At 53.7% G+C, this 21,593-nt stretch carries 13 protein-coding genes; 3 read left to right on the top strand and 10 right to left on the bottom strand.

Features of this window, described 5'->3' with window-relative positions:
- Positions 1-30 precede the first annotated feature (30 nt).
- From QEH57_RS19710 to QEH57_RS19700, 3 genes are all read left to right on the top strand, one after another.
- On the top strand, positions 31-2,433 hold the full coding sequence (locus tag QEH57_RS19710) for a PDZ domain-containing protein (RefSeq protein ID WP_309008506.1): 2,403 nt from the start codon (positions 31-33) through the stop codon (positions 2,431-2,433).
- Between the two features lie 126 nt (positions 2,434-2,559).
- Positions 2,560-3,387, top strand: a complete 828-nt coding sequence (locus QEH57_RS19705; RefSeq protein ID WP_309008505.1) for a hypothetical protein — start codon at positions 2,560-2,562, stop codon at positions 3,385-3,387.
- A gap of 281 nt (positions 3,388-3,668) precedes the next feature.
- Positions 3,669-4,502, top strand: a complete 834-nt coding sequence (locus QEH57_RS19700; protein ID WP_309008504.1) for a hypothetical protein — start codon at positions 3,669-3,671, stop codon at positions 4,500-4,502.
- Positions 4,503-4,669: 167 nt separating this feature from the next.
- Here the strand turns inward: QEH57_RS19700 and QEH57_RS19695 are convergent, their stop codons facing one another.
- The 10 genes from QEH57_RS19695 to QEH57_RS19650 all read right to left on the bottom strand — a co-directional run bounded on the left by QEH57_RS19695 (position 4,670) and on the right by QEH57_RS19650 (position 21,514).
- A complete protein-coding gene (locus QEH57_RS19695) occupies positions 4,670-6,544 on the bottom strand; it encodes a hypothetical protein (RefSeq protein WP_309008503.1) in 1,875 nt (624 codons plus the stop codon).
- A gap of 63 nt (positions 6,545-6,607) precedes the next feature.
- On the bottom strand, positions 6,608-8,155 hold the full coding sequence (locus tag QEH57_RS19690; RefSeq protein WP_309008502.1) for an arylsulfatase: 1,548 nt from the start codon (positions 8,153-8,155) through the stop codon (positions 6,608-6,610).
- A gap of 5 nt (positions 8,156-8,160) precedes the next feature.
- The gene (locus tag QEH57_RS19685; protein ID WP_309008501.1) at positions 8,161-10,035 is read right to left on the bottom strand and encodes a hypothetical protein; all 1,875 of its coding nucleotides are present in this window, start codon (positions 10,033-10,035) and stop codon (positions 8,161-8,163) included.
- A 366-nt stretch (positions 10,036-10,401) separates the two neighbouring features.
- On the bottom strand, positions 10,402-12,684 hold the full coding sequence (locus QEH57_RS19680; RefSeq protein WP_309008500.1) for a TonB-dependent receptor: 2,283 nt from the start codon (positions 12,682-12,684) through the stop codon (positions 10,402-10,404).
- 1,029 nt (positions 12,685-13,713) lie between these two features.
- Entirely contained in the window at positions 13,714-14,766 is a 1,053-nt protein-coding gene (locus tag QEH57_RS19675) for a FecR domain-containing protein (protein ID WP_309008499.1), read from the bottom strand.
- Positions 14,767-14,862: 96 nt separating this feature from the next.
- Complete coding sequence (locus QEH57_RS19670; protein WP_309008498.1) at positions 14,863-15,390, bottom strand: sigma-70 family RNA polymerase sigma factor; 528 nt, start codon at positions 15,388-15,390, stop codon at positions 14,863-14,865.
- Between the two features lie 177 nt (positions 15,391-15,567).
- Positions 15,568-16,392, bottom strand: coding sequence for a hypothetical protein (locus QEH57_RS19665; protein WP_309008497.1), 825 nt, complete (start codon positions 16,390-16,392; stop codon positions 15,568-15,570).
- A gap of 30 nt (positions 16,393-16,422) precedes the next feature.
- Positions 16,423-17,232, bottom strand: a complete 810-nt coding sequence (locus tag QEH57_RS19660; protein WP_309008496.1) for a hypothetical protein — start codon at positions 17,230-17,232, stop codon at positions 16,423-16,425.
- Positions 17,233-17,702: 470 nt separating this feature from the next.
- On the bottom strand, positions 17,703-20,720 hold the full coding sequence (locus QEH57_RS19655; protein ID WP_309008495.1) for a hypothetical protein: 3,018 nt from the start codon (positions 20,718-20,720) through the stop codon (positions 17,703-17,705).
- Positions 20,721-20,992: 272 nt separating this feature from the next.
- Entirely contained in the window at positions 20,993-21,514 is a 522-nt protein-coding gene (locus QEH57_RS19650; RefSeq protein ID WP_309008494.1) for a thermonuclease family protein, read from the bottom strand.
- Between the last annotated feature and the right edge of the window lie 79 nt (positions 21,515-21,593).

Raw genomic sequence — 21,593 nt, 5'->3', positions numbered from 1 at the left:
GACATTACAGCTATACTCATCCGCTCAACCATGAAAAACGCTCTTAAGATCCCACTGTTCCTAGCCTGCTCCGCAGCCCTTAACCTCAGCCTTGGCGCCGCTCGCGACTTCTATGTGGCCACCGACGGTTCCGATTCGAACCCCGGTACGCTCGCGAAACCATTCGCTACCCTGGAAGCCGCTCGCGATACCATACGTGCGCTGAGGCCTTCCGAAGCCGTGACTGTGCACCTACGCGGCGGCACCTATTACCTGCCGGATACTTTCGTGCTCACCCCGGAAGACTCCGGCGACTTCGCTCGCCCTATCGTCTACCAAGCGAAAGAAGGCGAAGCGGTTGTCCTCAGCGGCGGCAGCGCCCTCGACCTTAAGTGGACCGCATACCGCGACGGTATCATGAAAGCCACTACTCCCAAAGGCCTGGAGATCGACCAGCTTTTCATCAACGGTCAAAACCAACGCATGGCTCGCTATCCGAACTACGACGCCAGCAAGCCTACCGCCGCCTACCAAGGCTATGCCGCCGACGCCTTCTCCAAAGAACGCGCCGCTCGCTGGGAAGATCCAACCGGCGGATACATTCACGCCATGCACCGCGCTCGCTGGGGCGGCTACCACTACCGCATCACTGGCAAGGATGCGAACGGAGAAGTCACCTACGAAGGCGGGTGGCAAAACAACCGCCAAATGGGCATGCACGACGAGTTCCGCATGGTGGAAAACATCTTCGAGGAACTGGACGCACCGGGCGAATGGTACCACAACGCCAAAACCAACACCCTCTACTACCTGCCGGAAAAAGGAACCGACCTCAACAAGGCCACCGTCGAAGTCGTACGCTTGCGTCACCTCGTCGAATTCCAAGGCAGCGTCGACAAGCCCGTCAGGCACGTCACCTTCCGCGGCTTCACCGTCCGCCACGCCGCCCGCACCTTCATGGACACCAAGGAACCCATGCTGCGCTCCGACTGGGCCATCTACCGCGGCGGAGCCTTCATGCTGACCGGCACCGAAGACGTATCCATACTCGACTGCGAATTCGACCAAGTCGGCGGCAACGCCGTATTCGTCAACAACTACAACCGCCGCACCGTCATCAAAGGCTGCCATATCCACGATACCGGGGCCAGCGGAATCTGCTTCGTGGGCGACCCCGACGCCGTACGCGATCCGCTTTTTGAATACAGGGAAAAGAACGACCTCGACAAGATCGACCGCACAGTTGGTCCCAAAACCGAAAACTACCCCTCGCACGGACTCGTAGAAGACTGCCTCATCCACGGCATCGGCCGCACCGAACGCCAACCCGCCGGCGTACAAATCGAGATGGCCATGAAAATCACCATCCGCGATACCTCCGTCTACGACACGGCCCGGGCCGGCATCAATATCGGCGACGGAGCTTGGGGCGGGCACCTCATCGAACGCTGCGACGTGTTCGACACGGTCCTCGAAACCCACGACCACGGCTCCTTCAACTCCTGGGGCCGCGACCGCTTCTGGCACGCCGACCGCTCCGAGTCCCAGCGCGTCATCGACAAGGAGCCAAACCTTCCCTTCCTCGATGCCATGTACACCACCGTCATCCGCGACAGCCGCTGGCGTTGCGACCACGGTTGGGATATCGACCTCGACGACGGCTCCTCCAACTACGACATCTACAACAATCTCATGCTCAACGGCGGCCTCAAGTTCCGCGAAGGCTTCCGCCGCCGCGCCTGGAACAATGTCATGGTCAACAATGGCTTCCACCCGCACGTCTGGTACGAGAACAGCGGCGACGAATTCTATTCCAACATCGTCATGCGCGCCCCGCGCGGAGCCAACACCCCGCGCGAAAACGCCACCGGCAAACGTGTCGACAGCAACCTCTTCTTCAGCGACTACCCCGAAGAGCAGAACCGTTACCTCGTCTCCCAATGGGACGTGAACTCCGTCACCGCAGACCCGCAGTTCGTCGATCCCGCCAACGGCGACTTCCGGGTAAAGGAAGGGTCTCCCGCCTTCGACATCGGATTCCAGAACTTCCCCATGGACCAATTCGGCGTCAAAAAGCCCGAACTCCGCGCCATCGCGCGTACGCCCGTAATTCCCGAGCTCGTCATTGCCCGGACCAAGCCCCGCATGCCGCCGGAAAACTCAGTCGGCGGCGTCTACTGGCTCGGAGCTCGCTTGCACGGCATCGAGGGCGACGAGTTTTCAGCGTACGGCGTTCGCCAAGAAGACGGTGGCGTAGCCCTCTTCGAGATCGTCAAGCAATCCGAGGCAGCCCTAGCCGGCCTCAAGAACGGCGACCTCATCCAAAAGCTCAACGGCAAGCCCGTCAGAACCGCTCAAGAGCTCAAGCAAGCCCACCGCCAAGCCGGCAAAGGCAAGATCACCCTGCTAGTCGTACGCAACCAACAGCCCATCAGCATCGAGCTGAAACAATAATCGCTAAAATACAGGCGTCGCTTCCCTGAAGCGACGCCACCAGAGCTTCAAGCGATCGCATTCCCTAACCGAGTTAAAACGTATTACCTTGGAGGTTATTGCCAACTCCACCAACCCCAACACCCAATGAAGTTTACCCTTATCCCAGCTATCTGCCTGCTACTATTCCCAAACGTTAGCATCGCTCAGAGCGAGAAGTCACAAAGCAGCGGCTACTATCAATTCCAGGGCGCCACTATTTTAACCCACTTTAAAGGAAAAGCAGCGCCGATTATCGAAGCCAGCCCTAAGGGTTTCTATGTTCAGAAAGGAAAAAGAGGAAAAAAGCGGATGAGCTGGGGTACCCCCTGCATAGCGCAGCCTGTATTCTCTGTTTCCGATAAATTGATATCGATCGAAAATTTAAACTACCGATTCTTCTATCGCAAAGACGCTTACCACGAGGAAGCGGCCTACCACGAAATGCGACTCAAAAACCGAGAAACGCAGCACAAAATCGGCATGCTCCAAGGCACAGGCAACGAAACTGCAATCGCTTCTTTAATTGAAGAGCAGGCCGAATTCGAGGACAACATGGAAGCCCTAATTCAAGATGGCGAGCTGAAGCAACAGGGACACGCCGATTCAATTGAACTCAAGATGACACTACGCCCGAACTCCGATATAAAAGGAGCATACATGGCAATAATGGCAACGCACCTCAACAACGAAGGAGAGTTACGCGTGGCAGTAAAAGTTGAGTGGCTCGGGGATTTGCTCAAAAACATCCCGGAAGAAATAAGCTTCCAGAAATTGCTCGGAGAGGGAGATTACCGAAATTCTCGTACCGAGTTTTACTTTTTTACCAAAGATAGCACTCCGATCCCCAGTAACGAATCGAACGGACTGAAGGAGCTGAGCTTGGAGGAATTGCAGCGAGTCATTTCCGCGACCGAACGATCTCAGTCGAACTAAGGAGATCCTTTAACGGCTACGAATCCATCCTCTGGCAGAAACAGCACGGAGGATCGATAAAACGACGGTACGATTGAGCTAGCGTAGCTCCGCTTTTCCAACAGACAACGCTTCTTAAACTTCTATTAACACAATAGCAGCCCCCCCCCCGGATCCAGCTGCGCTATCGAAGCTCAACGCAGCGGCACTGCAATCCATCAACGAGTTGATAGACTAATAAAAAACTCGTTTACCCCTTGCATTATACCTAGATATAATTACATATCAACTACCCTAAAAATATGAAAAAGACACTAATATCCATACTCTTTCTTTGCACGATAACAACCCTGTCGTTCGGACAAGACATACCGCATTCTAGTAGTGGTTACTATAGATTCTTTGGTGGTGAGGTACTGGTTCGATTCAAAGGAAAGGCAGTTCCTATAGAGGTCGCCAAGGAAAAGGGTCTATTTGTTAATGCGGGACAAAGACTAAAACGCCTACCTTGGGCCACTCCAAGTACGATACAACCGCAAGTGGGTATTTCCGACCGCTTCGTATCGATACAAAATTATGAGTACTCCTATTCCTACCAAAGCGAAAGCAGCTGGGAAATCGATGCCTACAATTCTGTAAGTACGCGACAACGCTCAACAAATATGGCGATCGGTCGACTGTCTACGCCCGGACACACACCAAGCACCAGCCAGTCCGCGCAAATAAATGACCTTATTAATCAACAGATGGAGTATGAGAATAGTATTGATGCCTCGGTCACTGACGGGGAACTGAAACCCGAAGGTTTCGCCGACTCTATCCAGATGCGCATGACCCTGACCCCAAATATGGATATCCCAGGAGCCTATTGCGCAGTTCTAAGCGACTACTACAGCGCAAACGGAGAACATTTCGCAGTCACCCAAACAAAATGGATCGGGGATCTACTCGCGAATATTCCCGAAGAACTCGCATTCTCGATAAAGTTAAAAGAGGGAGATTACTCAAAATCTCGCACCCACTTCTACCTATTTTCCGAAGACGGAAAGCCCTTGGCTACAAATCTATCAGCTGGGCTCAAAGAATTAAGCGTAGAGGAGCTCAGGTCTATAATTGAAAAATCGAAAAGGAACTGACCCATCCAGCGCAGCGGAAACGTCGAGCCAAAGAAAAAGGGAAACACTTACCTCTGCTACAGAGCCGGCTTTAGAATTACCAGATCCCTAACATCCGAATCTATTCAAATTCGATAGCCGTATCGATAGCCCAATAAGCAGTTTCAGTCTTTGGTTCGATCCCGCAATCAATGTCTCCACTCATCGAGGCTCAATGCTTCCAAGAGCGCTTTCCCATAGTAGGACACGGTTTCGGTATCGACGCCGATAGCATCATGACGGCTATCGGTGCCAGGCTTTCCCAAGGGACCTACAATACCGCCGCGTGCCACTGCGTCCTCGCCATAATTCTGCTGCCCCCTACACCGTTCGATCGCTTTGCTTCCCGTATCGAGGTATCGCCTATCGCCGGTTGCCTTATATAACTTCATGAAAAGGTAAGCCCACATTGCGGTCGCCCTATCCTCAGCGGCGACCGCCCCATTGCCGCCTTCCAGACGCTCCGGCCAAGCCCCATCGGCTGCTTGGAAAGCAAGTACCAGCTCAGCGACCCTAACGCTACGCTGCAGGTAATCCCGTTCCGGAAACAACGAATGGGCCCTGAGCAGACCGTCTACGCAATTCCCTAATGTCTCAACAGAAGTACGCATCCACGGGGCTGGGTCGTCCTCGCTCGGAAACGCATCCAACAATACCTCGAGTTCCCGCTCTAACCCTTCCTTGTATCCTCCCTGGCCCGTCTCGCTGTACAGTTCAGCAAGGCCAACAATCTTGTTGGATGACGCCAAAATCGACGCTTCGTCCCAGCTCGTCTCTCTCTGCGCAACGCCCTGAAAAGCCTTCTCCTTGCTATGCCACGCGCTCAGAGCAGCGCTTGCCTCGACCACTCTTTCGGAAGCTTCAAGGAAACCTTCGTTTGCGGTAGCCTGAAACAATGGCATCCACCCTACCCCCACCAAATGCATCGAATCAGCCAAAGCCTTCCCCGTATCAAATCCGTTATCCCTCGAGGCATGCCAATTCGCTTTCCTTGAAACGATACCGCAAGCGGGATGCTCCGGATCACGGATCTGATGCCTTAAACTTGCCATCCCCAGATCGACAGCAGCCGCCTTCAGTTCGACTCGCGACACCCCTAGCTCGACTCCTGGCAGCCGGGAAGCTTCTATCAGGAAGCTGACTGCCCCTCCCCAAGCGCAAGGTCGGCCGGATCCTAGCCTCGTTTTGGCCGACAGATCGTAATAGGAATAATATCCGCCATAGCTCGGGCTCGTCGCATCGAGGTTTTTGCAGCCGAGAAGATACTCAGTCGCACCTACTAGGGAACGAACCATTGCCTCGCGGGTCAGGCTTGTTTCAGCAGGGACGCGTGCAGCGGCGCTTCCTCTTGATATCAACGCGCTAGCAATCAATTCATCCGTACTCGCATCGTAAAGAGAGAGGCTACCTCTCCAATCGTCCCGAAGCGTCTCTACACGATAGCTCGCTTTCGAATCCTTGATGCGAGCGTTTCCCGCCAAATAGAAACTCTGGATCGAATTCGACTGCGGATTCAACACAAGCGCGTTCCCCCAATGCTCGATTTCCGAAGCTGGAATCCGCGCCTCTATTTGGTTCGGATCCACAATTCGCCACCGATCGCCATTGATACAATACCCTCCCGGCTCCTCTACATCGAAAGCCAGCACAGCTTCCATTCCCTCTACGATAGCAACGTCGACAACAAGGACTTGAACCTTCCGTTGCGAACCCGCGTCCAACTGATGCTTCATCCCCCGCTGAGCATCGAATGCCATTCCAGAATGCGGCGCTCTCGCTCCCCACTCATACAGAGCGACTTCGTCGTATTCAGCAATCGTGTCGTTCGCGCGACTGACGATACGCACTTCGACTTCCTCTATGTCGGCTGAAACAGGGTGTTCGATCAGGAACGATCTCCCCATGCGACTGAACCCTAACTGGGAGGTCTCGACAGCAACGCCGCCGCCGGCCCACTCAGGCACTCCAGCAGCCCCGCTAAGGACAACCGATTGGACGCAAAGGAGCGTGAGCGCCGCTTTCATGAATCGTCCACACAACATGCTATACAGCAGAAACCAGCTACTGCTTCAGGGAAGAAACCTAATTCATCGATCTGTATCGAGAAACTCAATATGCTGCCAGGTTTTCGGTCCATCGTTCTCTTGTGGCGGTCCTTGAGTGCTACGCCCCTGGAAAACGATATTCCTCATATTCTCCCGAAACTGCTCGACCAGCTCAGGGTACATTGCCTGCAAGTTGTTTGTTTCACCGGGATCCTCCGCGAGGTTGTAGAGCTGTACCTCCGGCAACTTCGCAGCGGCGTCCGACCCAGGCCTCGGGAAACTCCATCCTCCAGAATGATTGCTGAAAAGGACTTTGTAGTCGCCCTTGCGATAGGCGAAGGATCCATCGAACGAATGCATCACCAAGCTATCGCGCTCCACCGAGCTAGAGGCGAAGCCCAACGCCGGAGCGAAGCTGAAGCTGTCTTCTCCCGCATTTTCGGGAAAAGAACCGCCTAGAATCTCCGCGAAGGTGGCCAGGAAATCGGTCGTACAAACCAATCGGTCCGACTTGCCCGCCTCAACCCGATCGGGCCAAGTCATGATAAAGGGTACGCGATGTCCCCCTTCGTACAGGTCAGCCTTGAAGCCACGATAAATGGAGCTAGGGAAATGTCCGACACTGGCAAGTTGCTCGAAATCCGCCTGGTTGGAACAACCGTTATCGCTAACGAAGATCAGTATCGTGTTATCGAATACGCCTTGCTCCCTTAAGCTGTCTTCAACGGTCCCCACCAAATCGTCCATCATGATAACGAAATCGGCATACGGGTTGCCCAGACCTCCCCGACCTTTGTATTCCTCCGTCGGCAAAATGGGATTATGCGGAGCAGTCAGAGGCAAATAGAGGAAGAATGGCTCTTCCTCGTGTGCTTTCGCTTCGATGAACGCCACTGCTTCGTCCTGGATTTGAGGCAAAACTTGCTCGTGCACGAAATCCTCCGAAATCTCACCCTCCAGCCAGATCGACTGTTTCACCGTACTTGATGTTCGCCCGCTGGGCACCATCGTAGGCATATCGTCTCGCACCCACACGTAGGGCGGCATGCTGAGAGATCCCACAATCCCGTAGAAACTGTCGAAACCGACCGAGGTAGGACCATTAGCGATGGGTTGGCTGAAATCGATGTTTTCCGCACCCGCGTCTACGTTGGCCCAGTCCCAGCCCAGGTGCCATTTTCCAATACAAGCGGTTTCGTAACCTTGGTCCTGCAAGAAGCTGGCTACCGTTAGACGCTCGGGAGGAATCAAAGCCTTATCATATCCGTATAGAACCGTTTCCTTGAGTCGAGTACGCCAGCTATACCTGCCCGTAAGAATTCCGTAGCGCGTGGGAGTGCATACCGAAGAATTCGTATGGGCATCCGTAAACTGTAGTCCCCGAGCAGCCAAAGCGTCTATTCGAGGTGTCTCGATCTTGGACTCCGGATTGTAGCAAGAAATATCACCATATCCGAGATCATCGGCCAAAATCAGAACGATATTCGGTTTTCGCTCGAGAGCGCTCTGCTTGCCGATAGCCGCCTGCACCAATCCGACCGCGAAAACGGCCGAAAGGATACGCAACAATAGTACCTGAGGTTTATTCATCCTGCCTACTTCCATTCGTCCAGCGAAAGCGCTTCAGAAACGGCATCCCCGAAGAATGAAACGCTGTAGGTGATAACAACGGGCCACCAATGACGGAAGTTAATGCCAGACGCCCAGTTCTGAGCGACGAACCCACCTCTAGCGACAGGATCGTCGCCGAAGTACTGATGGTCCATGCACCACTCGATAGCGCGCATTCCGGATTCATAATAGGCCTTGTTACCCGTCATCTTATACAGGCGAATCATCATTCCTGCCCACAGCGTAGTAGACTTATCGCAAATCCCCACGTACTGAGCCTCTCTGTCAAATCGGAGCGTCCAAGCGCCCTCCGGCAACTGCGCTTTAAGCACATGGTCTGCAATTCGTCGGCCCTTTTCTAGGTAGCCCTTTTCCGGAGCTGCCTTGTGCGCTTCGATCAATCCATCGACAACATAACCTAAGGCCTTGGTCCAATAATTAACGGGAACGGCTTTGCCTGTTTCCTCCAGATAGAAAACCTTCCAAAGACCGTCTTCTCGCTCGAAGACCCTGATGAGCATATCGGCCAGCCTGATCATCGTCTCGCGATAGACTTCTTCTCCTGTTTCCAAGTAGAGATGGGCAAGCCCGGGAAGCCCCATCGAAGTTTCGAAGCTCATTATTTTCGCCCAATCCTTTTCCTCCAAAATATACTTTTGCGGGAGCCAGACGTCGTTGTATTTATCAAGTAATTTCTTGCAGGTATCGCCTACCTTCTTGCCGGCTTCCAAGAAGCGGTAATCGCCCGTCGCCTTGTAGAGAGGTATCCATCCCCAGCCGACTAGAAACAAGGAATCCGCCGTGCTTGCCTCCGTACCGATCGTTCTAACCAATCCGTAGGCAGGATGAGAAGGTTCGAGAATCTGCTGCCGCATACTCGCATACCCCAGATCGATCGCTCTCCTCATGAGCTGTCGACTGGTCATTCCTGCATCCACTCCTTCAATACGCGAGGCATTTAGCAGCATTCTCGCTGAGGGTCCCCAAGACCAAGACCAATCAGCGCGCAAGCGGGTTTTCCCCGCTAGATCATAGTGCAGAAACTCTCCACCATAGGTATCGCTGTCCGGATTCGTATCCTGACATTCCAAGATATACTTCGTTCCCCACGACAAAGACTCGATCATCCGTTCGCGACTAACACCTTTTCCAGTGGAAACCTTCGGAAGCGTCTGGTTCCACGTGACCGGAACGCTTGCAAGCTGCTTTTTGCTTTCGAAATCATGAACCGAAACGGTACCCGTCCAATCGTCGCGCAAGGTATCGAATTCGAACTCGATCTCCGAATCCTGCTTGGTAACCTTTGCCGCCATATAGAAGGCTTCGATTTTATTGGTCTTGGGATCCTGTACGAAGCGGTTCCCCCAATGTCCGACCTGCTCGTCGGGAATACGGATCTGTTCAGTAAGCGGCTTCCTACCGTTGGCATTGAACTCATACTCGCCCGCTTCCTTCAGCTTCATCTCGAAAACCGCTTCCATTCTCGGCTGTATTACAAAATCGACCGTCGGGAAACGCTCCTCCTGACTCGAATTCATGAGTTCCTCGATTCCTTTATCGAAGCTCTCCATCCAGACGCCTCGAGTTTGCTCATGATCCACCTTCGGCGCATCCGGAGAAATATCGCTATACTCCCAAATATAATCATTCGCGGAACTATGAATCCTGATCTCTACCGTCGAGACACTGGAAGGTGCTGGCATGCGAACCGTAATCCTCCTACCCTTCCTGTCCCACCTCAGGGCTCCGCTTCGCCCCTTCGCATTGGCAGTACCGATTCCAGTCATGGTAAACGACAATCCTGCCGATGCCGCTACCGTTTTCTTCAAAAAGTTCCTTCTCGAATTAAGCTTATCCATATCAATTCCTATCAATTCTAAAACACCGCAGACACCTAGGGCTACCTGCTTCTCATAAAGTTTACGATCCCTTCGGACTTAGTACGCGAGAGACCTTAGATATTCCAGTTCCCATCCCCAGCAAACGACACTCCCAGATTTCTCCATTCCCTTGCTAAAATTTATTCCGCGCCCGAGCGCTTCGAGAAGCAACGTAGCCTTTGCGCAATGAACAACACAATCGACTCCGCTCCCTCAAGCGCCCCGACAATTTAGCCTATTCAACTAACACGCAGCTGATTCATAGAACCGAGCTACGATCCCCTCAAAAAAATAGGCGAAAGAGGGACGAGCGCAGACTCGGACGCGGAAGTTTTACCCTATAAACTAAAAATCAATTCTGCTGCTGAAAGTGATTTGACGTGGGTTGTTCGTACCGCCTCGCGACTGCAGATACAGAATGTCGGTCGCATTGCTGACGTTCAAACCAAAGGAAACGGGATACTCGTTAAACTCGGTCTCGTAGCGAGCGAACAGGTTCACTTCCGTATAACCGTCCTCGTAAATGAGTCGATTTACGCTATTGCCGTATTGCTGGATCCGCCCCTCGGCGTGGATAACCCCGCCTCCAAAGCGGAAACCGTTATCGAAGCCATAACTTGTCCACAGCGTGAACTTGTGCGGAGCCGCCCCCTCTAGGTTGAGCCCAACCGCTGTCGACTTCCCGTTGACGACCTCCGCATCGAGGTAACTGTATCCCACTAGGGCCTGCCACGATTCCGTCAGGTTCATGTTCAGCTCTACATCGACTCCTTTGGATTCGTCGTCCGTGATGTCTACCAACTGTCCGAAAGTGTCCGGGTCAAAGTCGCTGCGGACTACGTTTTCCTTTTTGATCTTAAACAGAGAGATAGATCCAGTAACTCTGTTATCCCAAAGGCCGTTGAACTTGATTCCAATTTCCTGGGCAGTCGATTCCTCAGGCTCGAAGAAGTCTCCTGTACTCGCATTCAAGCCGTTTGGATTGAAAGCGGTTGCCGCGTTTCCGAAGAGCGTCAAGTAGTGGTTAATATCATAGCCTGCTCCGAATTGGTAGCTGGTATCGGAGCGGTTGTTCGTCAACCCCACGACCGAACCGTTGGAGTCAAGGGTCGAAGTGCTAATATCCGTGTAGCGGATGCCTGCGAGTAGCTTCAAGTCTCCATCCATCAAACCAATGCTATCGGTCAGGTACAAGGAATCCACTTCCGTCTCGCTGAACTGGTCAACCAAGGGCGCGCCGAACGATTGAATTTCCGCCGCAGATGGAATTTCGTCGTCCACGTGCGGATAGATACCGTTTAATATATCATCGTAGCTAATCAGAAGCGTGATGTCGCGACCATCGGCGATCCAGTCATCTAGGATAGCTCGTTCTTCAGCATTGTTCGTGCGCATGAACTTCAATTGCTGTTCCAGGTAGTCACGCGTTGTTCGAGCCCCGATCAAGAAGCGGTGCGTTACCTGATCGCTCTCCAAGACTACGGCCGTCTGCAAGGTATGCGCTTCCGTGGTATCGAAATTATGCTGGTAAAAGAAAGTCGGCGCAGCTCCCAGCTCTCCGTCGAGTTCGGCGGTCGGTTGAAACGTGTTAATGGAGCTAAAGTTCATCGACTGATATTGCTCTGTATTAACATAGTTGTAGTTAGTTACAATATTGTCGCTAAACTTGTGCTTGAAGCCAGCTCCCAAATACCACCGATCGTTGCCGAAGCGACTCGCTGGGGAGGCTGAGGTGTAATCAGCCGGCACCTCGCTCGAGTTGTAACGAGCAGTCGATTCTGTCACCCCCTGAACCACAGTGTCGTCGATAACGCCATCTCCGTTCAGGTCCGTTGGAATTCGCACGAACGGATGAACCGCGCGCTGGGCGGGAATGCCTTGGGTTTCGTCTCCCATCGCATCGAAAAAGATCGTGGTCCGCTCCGAAGCCTTCAAGGAACCGAGCACACCGGCATAGCTTGTATTGTCGCCATCCGCAGCGCGGTAACCATCCGTTTCGTCGTAGCCAGCGAGGACTCGCAGGCCGAGCGCGTCGTTCGCCGCCAAAGTGTTAACATCTAGGTCCAAGCCTAAACGTCCATTATCCCCAATCATCGTTTTCACGCTTGAGGCTTCAACATCCTTGGGGCGTTTCGTGATGATGTTTACCAAGCCGCCCGGATCGCTCTGTCCATAGAGCGTATTCGGGCCCTTGACGACCTCGACACGGTCGATCATCTGCGGAATGACGAGGTCTCCGGACTTCACTCCGTTGACCAACACGTTCCGGTTCATGAAACCTCGGATAGACCACGAGGCGGTACGATTCACGACAGGATGGCGATTCGTTTGCGTCATGGATGAATTAATCTTCATCACGTCCTGCAAGTCGATCGGAGCCATGTCCTCGACCAACTCGGAAGTAATCACGTTGATCGTCATCGGAACGTCCCGCAAGGGCGTGTTCATAGCGGTGCCAGATATCGTGTTGGTCGCAGTATAGCCCGTTGAAGTACCGGCGACTTCAAACGGATCGAGAACGAAAACAGAGTCGTCATCCTCCAAGCCTTGAGAGCTTGCATTAGTGGCGGCTGCAATGGCGAAAAGCGACGCCAGGGATCTAAACAGATTCTTTTTTTGAGATTTCATGTCAGCGTGTTCGATGGATGCATCTCCATCATTGGGGATTTTCGGTTTACCGGTACCGCCCTTTATAGAGTAGATACCGGATTTTTCATGTCGAAAAACGACAAGTGTGGTATCCGCCAACATGAGACGAAAGGCTTCGAAGGGTATATAATCCCCCTTGATCGCCTTCGTCCTTACACCACGCAGCAAACCTGCCGAGAAGATAAAATCCACCTCCGCTTGTTTTGTTGCTTCCTTCAAGGTATCGATCGCATACCCCTCCGAAATATCGAAGCTTCGCTTCACAGTGTCTGAATCGGCGGCGGCACACTGGCCGCTGAAACCTATCGCTATAACACTTATAAAAACGAACCAAAGACCGCGTCGACAACGTGTCTGCAAAGTCATTAATAGTTAGATAAGGCGTCATAGTAACAGTTTTCGTATACTATGACGAATGGGAATATATGAGGTAGTTAAAAGAGATTACAAAAAAGTTAGAAAAAGAGCATCCTCCTGCAGTGCCTGAGGCGAATGCCCATTTATCACCCTAAACAAGCACCGCGCCGGAGCAATAGGAAAGCACAACATAGCATGCGGGTGGCGCAAACCACCAATCTCGTGTTTCTGCAGCAAAACCACAACCGTAGAAATACGGCACTTACCCCAAAAGGAATAGGGAATGCGCAAGAGACTACCCGCTTTCCCTGGATCCGCTTAAGGTATAGGAGACCATTCCTCCCCCAAAAGCAGGAAGCGGTCCCGCTAAAGCCAAGCAGAAGAACGTGAAACGAGCGGCATTGGGGGATCTTTCTTGAGTTCATCACCACGCTACAAGGAAGCGATCTCGACAACTACGCGAGATCCGCACCGCGGGACTGTAGCTTGTCGCCACAAGCTTCAGCTCAAAAGGGAAATGCAGCATTGCCTAGCGACGATTCCTCAGGCGCGCTCAAGGAACGAACTTCGATACTAACGGTAATAAACTATTTTCAAAGGGGTATAACAAAGAACAAAGGCACCACCTAATCCCAAGGTAGCGCTAAAAGATCAATTCTGCGGCAAGGGAGCGTACAAGGTGATGAGACCTTCCTTTTCGTTGCGCTCCACCCGCAGGCCGATGGAAAGCTCCAGCAATTCGACAAAGTGGTCCACATTGGCCGATCGAAAGGACGCAACGAGCGGGTAGTTGCCGATCTGGGAATCGCCGATGACCAGATGCGTCTGGTTGCGGCGGTTGAACTCCTCGACCACCTTCGCCAGCGGCGTGGAATTGAATACGAACATCTGTGGCTTCCACGAAAGCAACGAATTCATGTCCCCCAAGGACACGGCTTTCACTTCCACCACAGGATTCTCCTCGGTCAAAAGCACCTCGCTCATCTGCCCCACCGATAGCTCCCGCGTAGTAGATGAGACCTTTTTCTCGGCGTCGGGGGCCTCTCCGCCCGCGGGCCGCGAAACCAACGCAACCCGCCCTTCCGTCACGATAACTCGGACGCTGTCGCCTTCGAGGTTGACGCTGAACGCGGTTCCTACCGCCGTCACCTCTACTCCACGGACGACAACGACAAAAGGTCTAGACGGATCCTTCGCCACACTGAAATGGGCTTCGCTTGAAACAAGCTCAACCCTTCGAAATTTCGGAGTGTAATCCACCCTGAGAGCCGCCCCAGCATTGAGCTCGATTACGGAACCATCAGGGAGCTCATGGCTCTCGTACGCTTTGGCCACAAAGTTCTGGGTCCCATGCTCCGAGCCGGAAAAGCTTTCGCCCAAGAACAGAAATGCCGAGAAGGCGATCGCGATGGCTGCAGCGAGGCCCCCTATCCAGTAAGCCCCGAAACGCGCCTTGCTGCTCTTGAGCAAGTCCCTGTTTGGCTCCTGGCTGTGCTCCGGCATCCACAGCGAAAGCATGTCCATCTTCTTCCACAGCTTGAGATGCCGCTGGTACCACTCCCCGTGACGGGGATCCGCCGCGAGCCAATCAAAAAACGCGTCCTGGTCCTCGGCGCGAAAGCCGCCTATGCGCTTCGCCACCCATTCTGCGGCTTCGCGATCGATGCGCCCTGCCTCGTTCGATTCAAAATCTTCCTGTTTCATCTATTCGCGTTCTCCACCTTCGATCCTACCGCACAGCCGCTCCGGACTAACCTTCCCAAGCTCATCGCATTCCTAGCCGTTAATCTTTCCGCAGCTTCAATCCTGTCCATATTTCCTCATATACTCGCTGCACTTCGAGAGCCCTATCGAAATCTGGGCCGATACGGTGTGAAAGGATATGCCCATCCGTTCCGCAATTTGGTCGTAAGTCATACCGTACACCTTGCTCAGGGTAAAGACCTGCCGGCAACGATCCGGGAGCGACTGGATCGCCTCGGTCAATATCTCGAGCTCATGGTTTCGAGAAACCGTCTCCTCGACGTCTTCCGTTTCGTCGATCAGGTCGATCGACTCGTGGTAAAGCAGCGATTCGTCGAATATCACCTTCGCTCGTCGCACTTGGTCGACGGCAAGATTTCTGGCAGTGGCGAAAAAGTATGCCTTCGGCGACTTCAAAGCGCCCTGTTCCCTAGCCCTAAGAACCTTGACTAGGGACTCCTGAATGACGTCGTCCACATCCAGCTGCTCGGGGTAGCGCTGGCTCAGCCAAGAGCGCAGCATCGCCTCATGCGGCAGCAGATGCTCTCGATACCAGGTTGCCTGCTCAGAATCTTCGGTGGACATCGTTAACTTTCATTGGGGGGGTGGGTTCTACAAACGGTAGCGAACCGTTGCGTTTTTGCGAACAAGATCCCCCAGATCGAACTGGAAAGAGCCGCCGCACACTCTGGGACGAGCGAGCAAACAGCTATTCCCTAAAACAAATTCGAAAAAAACGCCTCTCCCTTGGGAGGCAGGGGATCAATCGATCTCCTTCTCGTCCCTTGCGGATTCGATCACCTGGAGTTCGCCCATCGTGACCTCCCCGCTGCCAAAATTCGTCTTCTGGCTCGCAATCCCCTTGAGGTCTACGCCATAGAACTCTCGGGCTCCCCGAAACAAGGCCGGAAAAGAATCCACGAAATTGGTGCCGATCGACTCCAGGCTAAACTTGGTGGTCCACAACAGCTTCGTCTCGCCGGTCTGGCGCTTCAACTGCCAGTCGTAGGCCATGAGAATGAAGAAATAGCGCTCGGTGTGGTACTGGGACAGCAGGATCTTCTCCTCTACAAGCGAAAGCCCCCCTTCCTTGAACGCCTGATCAAAACCGAGGACGGCTTCGTTTATCCGGCGCGGATTGAGAGCGGAGGATTCGTCGAAGGTTTGGTCGACGCCCACATCGGCGGCCGCATCCGAACCGAAGTCTTCTTCCAAGTCTTCCGGAGGCACTGTCGTTCCCCAGTGGATGACAATCAGCAGGTCGCCGTCCTCGAATTTGCGAGCCGGGTAGTACTCTTGCTTCACCAACTCCATTTTCAAGGTATCCGCCAAGGTTTGGAAATCCGTGTCCTCGAGGCTAGCGTCCTTGGTGTTCCCTCCAAAATGCAAGCCGCGCATGATGTGGTAGCTTTGCGGAAGCAAGCCTTCGTCGGACTTCCGGCTCTCCTCGTAGCCTTCTGCCGCCTTCGCGTACACGAAGACTCGCGCCAGCTCTTTCTGCCTAGCCTCCCCAACCGTGTGGCAGGCAAGCATAGCGATACAAAAGGAAGCAGCTAGGCGAAGGCCTAGAGGTACGGTCGAATTCATACGCTTTGATCTCTGTCGATGCGCGAGACGCTAGTCGATATCCCTCTCGTCTTCCGCGGACTCCAACACTTCAAGCTCGCCCATGGATACCTCGCCATCGCCGTAGTTCGTTTGAGTGTGTACCATCTTGTCGAGCTCAACCCCGTAGTAGTCCCTCGCGGCCCTCAGCAAAGCTGGGAATGATTCGGTAAAGTTCGTGCCACTGGAATCCACGCTGAAACGGGTCACCCACAAAAGCTCGCTTTCACCTGTCTTCAGCTTCTTCTGCCAGTCATACGCGTTCACAATTATGAAGTAGCGGTCGCCATGCATCTGGGCAGCCAACTTCTTCTCTTCCAGCAGGCTTGTCCCCTTGGCTTTCATTGCTCGCTCAAAGCCCAACATACGCAGCGCCTCCTCTCCGCGCGTATATTCACGGTCCAATTCCGAGAGAGATGTCCAAGTCGGGTCCGCGATAGCCTCCTCTTCCGCCAATGCATCTTCCTCCTCATCACCGAAACCAATATCGTTTTGCGGATCATCCGGATCGTAGTCCTCATCCGTGATCCCCCAATGCACTACTAGCAGAAGGTCTCCGTCCTTAAATTCCTTGGCTGGATGGAAATTCCTTACCTTAAGCTCCGCCCGAAGCTTGGCTGCAATCTCCAAAAAACTTGTATTTTCTAGACTGGGATCGAGACGGGAACCTTGAAAGTGCCGACCCTGCATAATATGGAAAGTTTCTGCCTTCAAGCCTCGGTTCGATTCCTTGCCAGCAAGATAGTCCTCACCAGCTTGAGCATCGACATATACGTTCGCAAGCAAGCCCTTCCTTTCGGCGGAGGCGCTGCTGAAAAGCATCAAAAAGCAGGAAACTAAGGTTAGCCAATTGCCGGCTAAACTAAAGGAGAGGGAACAGGATTTCATCAGGATTCTTGGAAGCCACTGTCCTAAGGACAAAGAGGCTGCATTCAGTGGTTATCGGATAACAACACACACAACTTCCAAGGACTCCAGCCAAACGACCAGAACCAAAGGGTAACACACACTGAGAGTCCTAGACACCGAGAGACAAAGCCAAAGCCCTTTCTAAGCTTACACTGGAATACAAGCCTGTTCCCCTCACAAAAAAAGTCCCTGCAGCGTTTGGCGCTACAGGGACAACTAACGTTACCTATAATTTTTGTCATAAGCTGAAGTCCAAACCGCAACTACGGCCGGGAATTCAACCTAATAACAAGTGGAAGGGGCATCGCTGCCGCATTCCGCTTTCTAAGCCTCCAGAACTCTCACGTCACGCGGAGGCTCGAAAGTCATTGCATACAACCCGACTAGAAGGAGAAGGTGTTCGTCAACGACGCTACCCGCCCTGGGCTGCTACGCAGAGAAGTCGCGATGACGGGAGAATCTTCGTCCCCGTAGATCGTGTTGTAGAAGTTGCGCTCCAAGGTCGTATCTTCGTTGAACACGTTGTTGACGTTGAACTGGATCTTCCACTTCACGTCGCGGTCGGCGATCTTGATCTTCTTGGAGTAGTTCCAGAAGATGTTGGTCGTCTGCCAGTCATCCGTGTAGAACGGACGGTCGAGATCCGACTCGCCTCCCGCAGTACCGTTGTCGAGCTTGAAGTATTGGGACTTCTGCTTGCCCTTCCAAGAGTAGTTCAATCCAGCTTCGTGCCCTTTGAGGAGGCCGTCCTGGAAACGGTACTTGGCAATAAACTTGGCAGTCCAAAGCGGAGAATTGATCTCTGGCTGGCCTTCGAGGTCCTCGCGCAAGCTGAGCGTGTTCAGGGCGTTATCCCAATGCGTCTGGGCGGAGTCAGGCGTAGTGTCGTCGTCCTCGAGGTTAATAGCCGTAGGGTTCGCCGCAACGAAGGCCCGAATCTCGTCAACGTGGGCGTTCCACCATGGCATGAAGCTACCGCCAATATTGCTCGAAACCTTCTCGTTGTACGAGACGGCAAGACGCAGATTCAAGCCACGCACGGGGTCGCCGGTTACGGTAACCTCATGGCCACGCGAAACGAAGTCGCGCGTATCCCAGTTTTCGCCGCCCGCGAACACGTCGCGCTCGCCGGAGCCAGCTTGGATCATCATCGCCCAAAGGTCCTGGGCATTGGTGAAGGGCACTCGGATCGATCCACCGGTCGCTTGTACCGCTTGATTCGTTACGGAAGTCTTGTAGCGCGTGTACTCGAAACGGAGCTTCTCCTCGAACAGGTTGAAACGGATTCCGTAGTCTTCGCTACGGCCGCTTTCGTTCGGTAGCGGAATTCCGAATACACCGACACGACCTGGACTACCGGAAATGTTCTGCGAGCGGTTTCCGACCAAGGCGATGTCTGGCGTGATCTTGAAGATCAGGCCTTGGTTCTTGGAGAGGCCGCTAATGGACTCCCAAGGGACCGATGGCATCGAAGTCGGCACCACGTCATTGGTTAGCACCCGAACGTAATCGGGATCCTCCGATTGCTCCTTGGTGAAGTGTTCGTAGGCGGTGTACAGATTCCCCATGGCGGGGTTCTGGCCAAAGTTAACCACGAACTGGTCTACGTCTTCGGTACGGTAGCCTAGGTTGGTGATTAGGCGGCTACGGAAGAAGTTGCTCTGCAGCACGAACATGTTCGAATCTGTATCGATTCGACGATGACTTCCCGATCCTGCCCCTTGCACGACTTCCCAGCGGTAGCCGTCCTGCTCGTAACCATCCCAGTAAGTGTAGCGATAGTCAGGCATCATGTCGGCAGCAGTGAGGTTCGACAGATCGTCGCCAATGTAGTGCCGGACATAAAGCTTGTTAATCGCATCCGCGTAGTTGGTGAACGAATACGGTCCGTCTGGCGTTTCCGTCAAGAGCATGCCTTCGCGAACGTTGTAGTTCAGAACCGACTCCTGCGAATGCATCAAGGCGATGTTGTGCTTGCCGAGGTACTTGTTACGTTCCTCCAGATCCAACTCGTACGCAGCGGTCAAGGTGACGGTCTCCGCATCGTTGCCAGTGTTGTTGTACAGGCCTCCGATCTGCATGTCGGAATAGTATTCACCGAAATGCGGATTCACGGTCACTCCGTCGGGAGCGTAGTAGTTCGGGTCGCGACGCAGCTCACGTACGCGGTTCGGGATCATCAAGCGAGTCATGTCGGACTTACCCGCAGCCAGCATCAAGTAAAGGTCGTCCGTAACTTTTTGCTCGATATTGATATCGAACGCTTCGCCGCCGACTTCCGCGCCGCTATTCAAGCCGGTTGGACCGAGATGGCGCGGCCAAGCATAGGCAGGGAAACTGCGTTGGTTAGCTGTCGCGGCCGATGCGGGAACGCGATCCGTGATCGCTCCGACCGTATAGCCTACTAGCTCGCCGTCTATGATCATCCTGCGAGCCGAAGCGTCGCGAGCCATGCCCCACTTGGCCAAGTCCGTGTCGGCATTGGGCCCGATCACCGTTCCGTCGGCGAGCTGAAGCTGTACGCGGCGGTTGCTCGGGATGGTGGTAGAAAGCACCGCCGGCATGTCGTAGCCTTCCCAGGTCGTGTGATAGTCGACTAAGGTCGTGTAGTCGGAACCAGGGCGGTAGGTATGCTCCGCACGAGTTTCGTAGCTCGCGGATACGACCGTATTTTCGAACGGGCGAAAAACTGTATTAATATAAATTCCGTTCCGATTTTCGTAGGATGGCTCGACCTCGTACTCCTTCTTTTCGGTAAACAAGGATACGTTCACGCCCCACTTGTCCTCGATCAAGGCTCGGTTCAAGTTCAACTCGCCGCGGTGTGACCCGTAACTGTCGATCGAAGTCTTGAAAGTCGTCGAATCGCGGCCTCCCAAACCGTAGCGCTTGGTGAAGAAACTGACCGAACCGCCACCTGGGCCCGAACCAAACAGAATGGAGTTCGGTCCCTTGGTCGCCACGAAGCGAGTCGAGTTGTAGCTGTCGAAGGTCATGTTGCTCGCCGCAAAGTTGCGCAAGCTCTTCACGCCTACGAATCCACGAATTCGATACGACGCGCCGGACTCGTAAACGCCGGACAGGAAGCTGTCGTCACGCTCCTCCATGTTGGAGACGATGTTGAACAAGTCCTCCTGGCGCGTGATGTTAAAGTCGTCCATCATCTCCATAGTGATGATGTCCATCGGCGTGCTGATATCGTCGAGACTCAGCTTCATGCGCGTGCCGTCTAAGGAATGCTTGGCGCGGTAGCCAGTCTCCTCAGAGGAACTAATTGTGAACGGGGACAACTCGAAGATTTCTTCTTCTTCGTTGGAAACTGCGAGATCTTGAGAAAACGCAGTAGCGAGGGGCGTGCTCAAAATCGCAACATGCGACAGCACCAGGGATAACCTATTCATTAATAAGCCTTTGTAATGTTGATAAATATCCGCTCCACGGAGGCATTACATAGTCCTCAACGCCGTGGGGTGGTTGCGTTAATTGTGCGCAACAGGCCAAACACGCACAACAAACTCGATGCTTACGCTGGTAAACGTCTGAAACAATTTTCCGTGGCCATAAACCAAGGGCAAATCCCGCCGAATCCGTGCCCCCTACGCAAGGGTTCCCGCTTGCGCCTGACTTGCTGATTCGACCTAAACCCCACTCCTCCAGCCGCTCGAAAAGCGCCTCAATCCTCTACGGACAGGGAATCGACATCCACTCCTTCTGCCTGACCGCCGGCCAGGTGGCGAAAAAGCGCTCGGTTCTGATCCCAGACTCCGATGCCTTCGTTGCGGGCCTTGGTTTCGGCCTCTACCAACTTCCCGATAAAGCCAACCCCGGTAGACTCGTAGCGGGCGAGCCCCTTCCTCAGCATCATTTCGTTGAGGCAATCGCCGTTCGAAGAGTTCAGGGTCACGTAGCGGCAGCCGCTGATCTCCTTGAAGACTTCCATATAGAGGCGGCGGCCCATCACCACCTCCTCAACGACTTCGGCGCAATCCTGCTCCGATCGCGGGTCGCCCGGAGGAAAGCCAATCCCAGCCAGGATCACCCGCTCCTTCACCTTGTTCACCAGCACCTCCACCGTGCGTCCATCGACTGTTCCTACTACGTCGACAATTTGCGTGCTCGTCGTGCTGGAGCTCCGGAGAGTCAGGTAGATGAGCCCGATGGCTAATGCGGCGATCGCTATGAATCCGAGAATCATGAGAGGAAAAGACGAGACAAGAGGTACAACCCTTGGATATATCGTCCCTCCTACTCACTTCGTTAGGCGATTCGTCCTA

The sequence above is a fragment of the Pelagicoccus sp. SDUM812005 genome, from assembly GCF_031127875.1.
Classification (GTDB): Bacteria; Verrucomicrobiota; Verrucomicrobiia; order Opitutales; family Opitutaceae; genus Pelagicoccus.
This window is presented reverse-complemented; position numbering and strand designations above follow the sequence as displayed.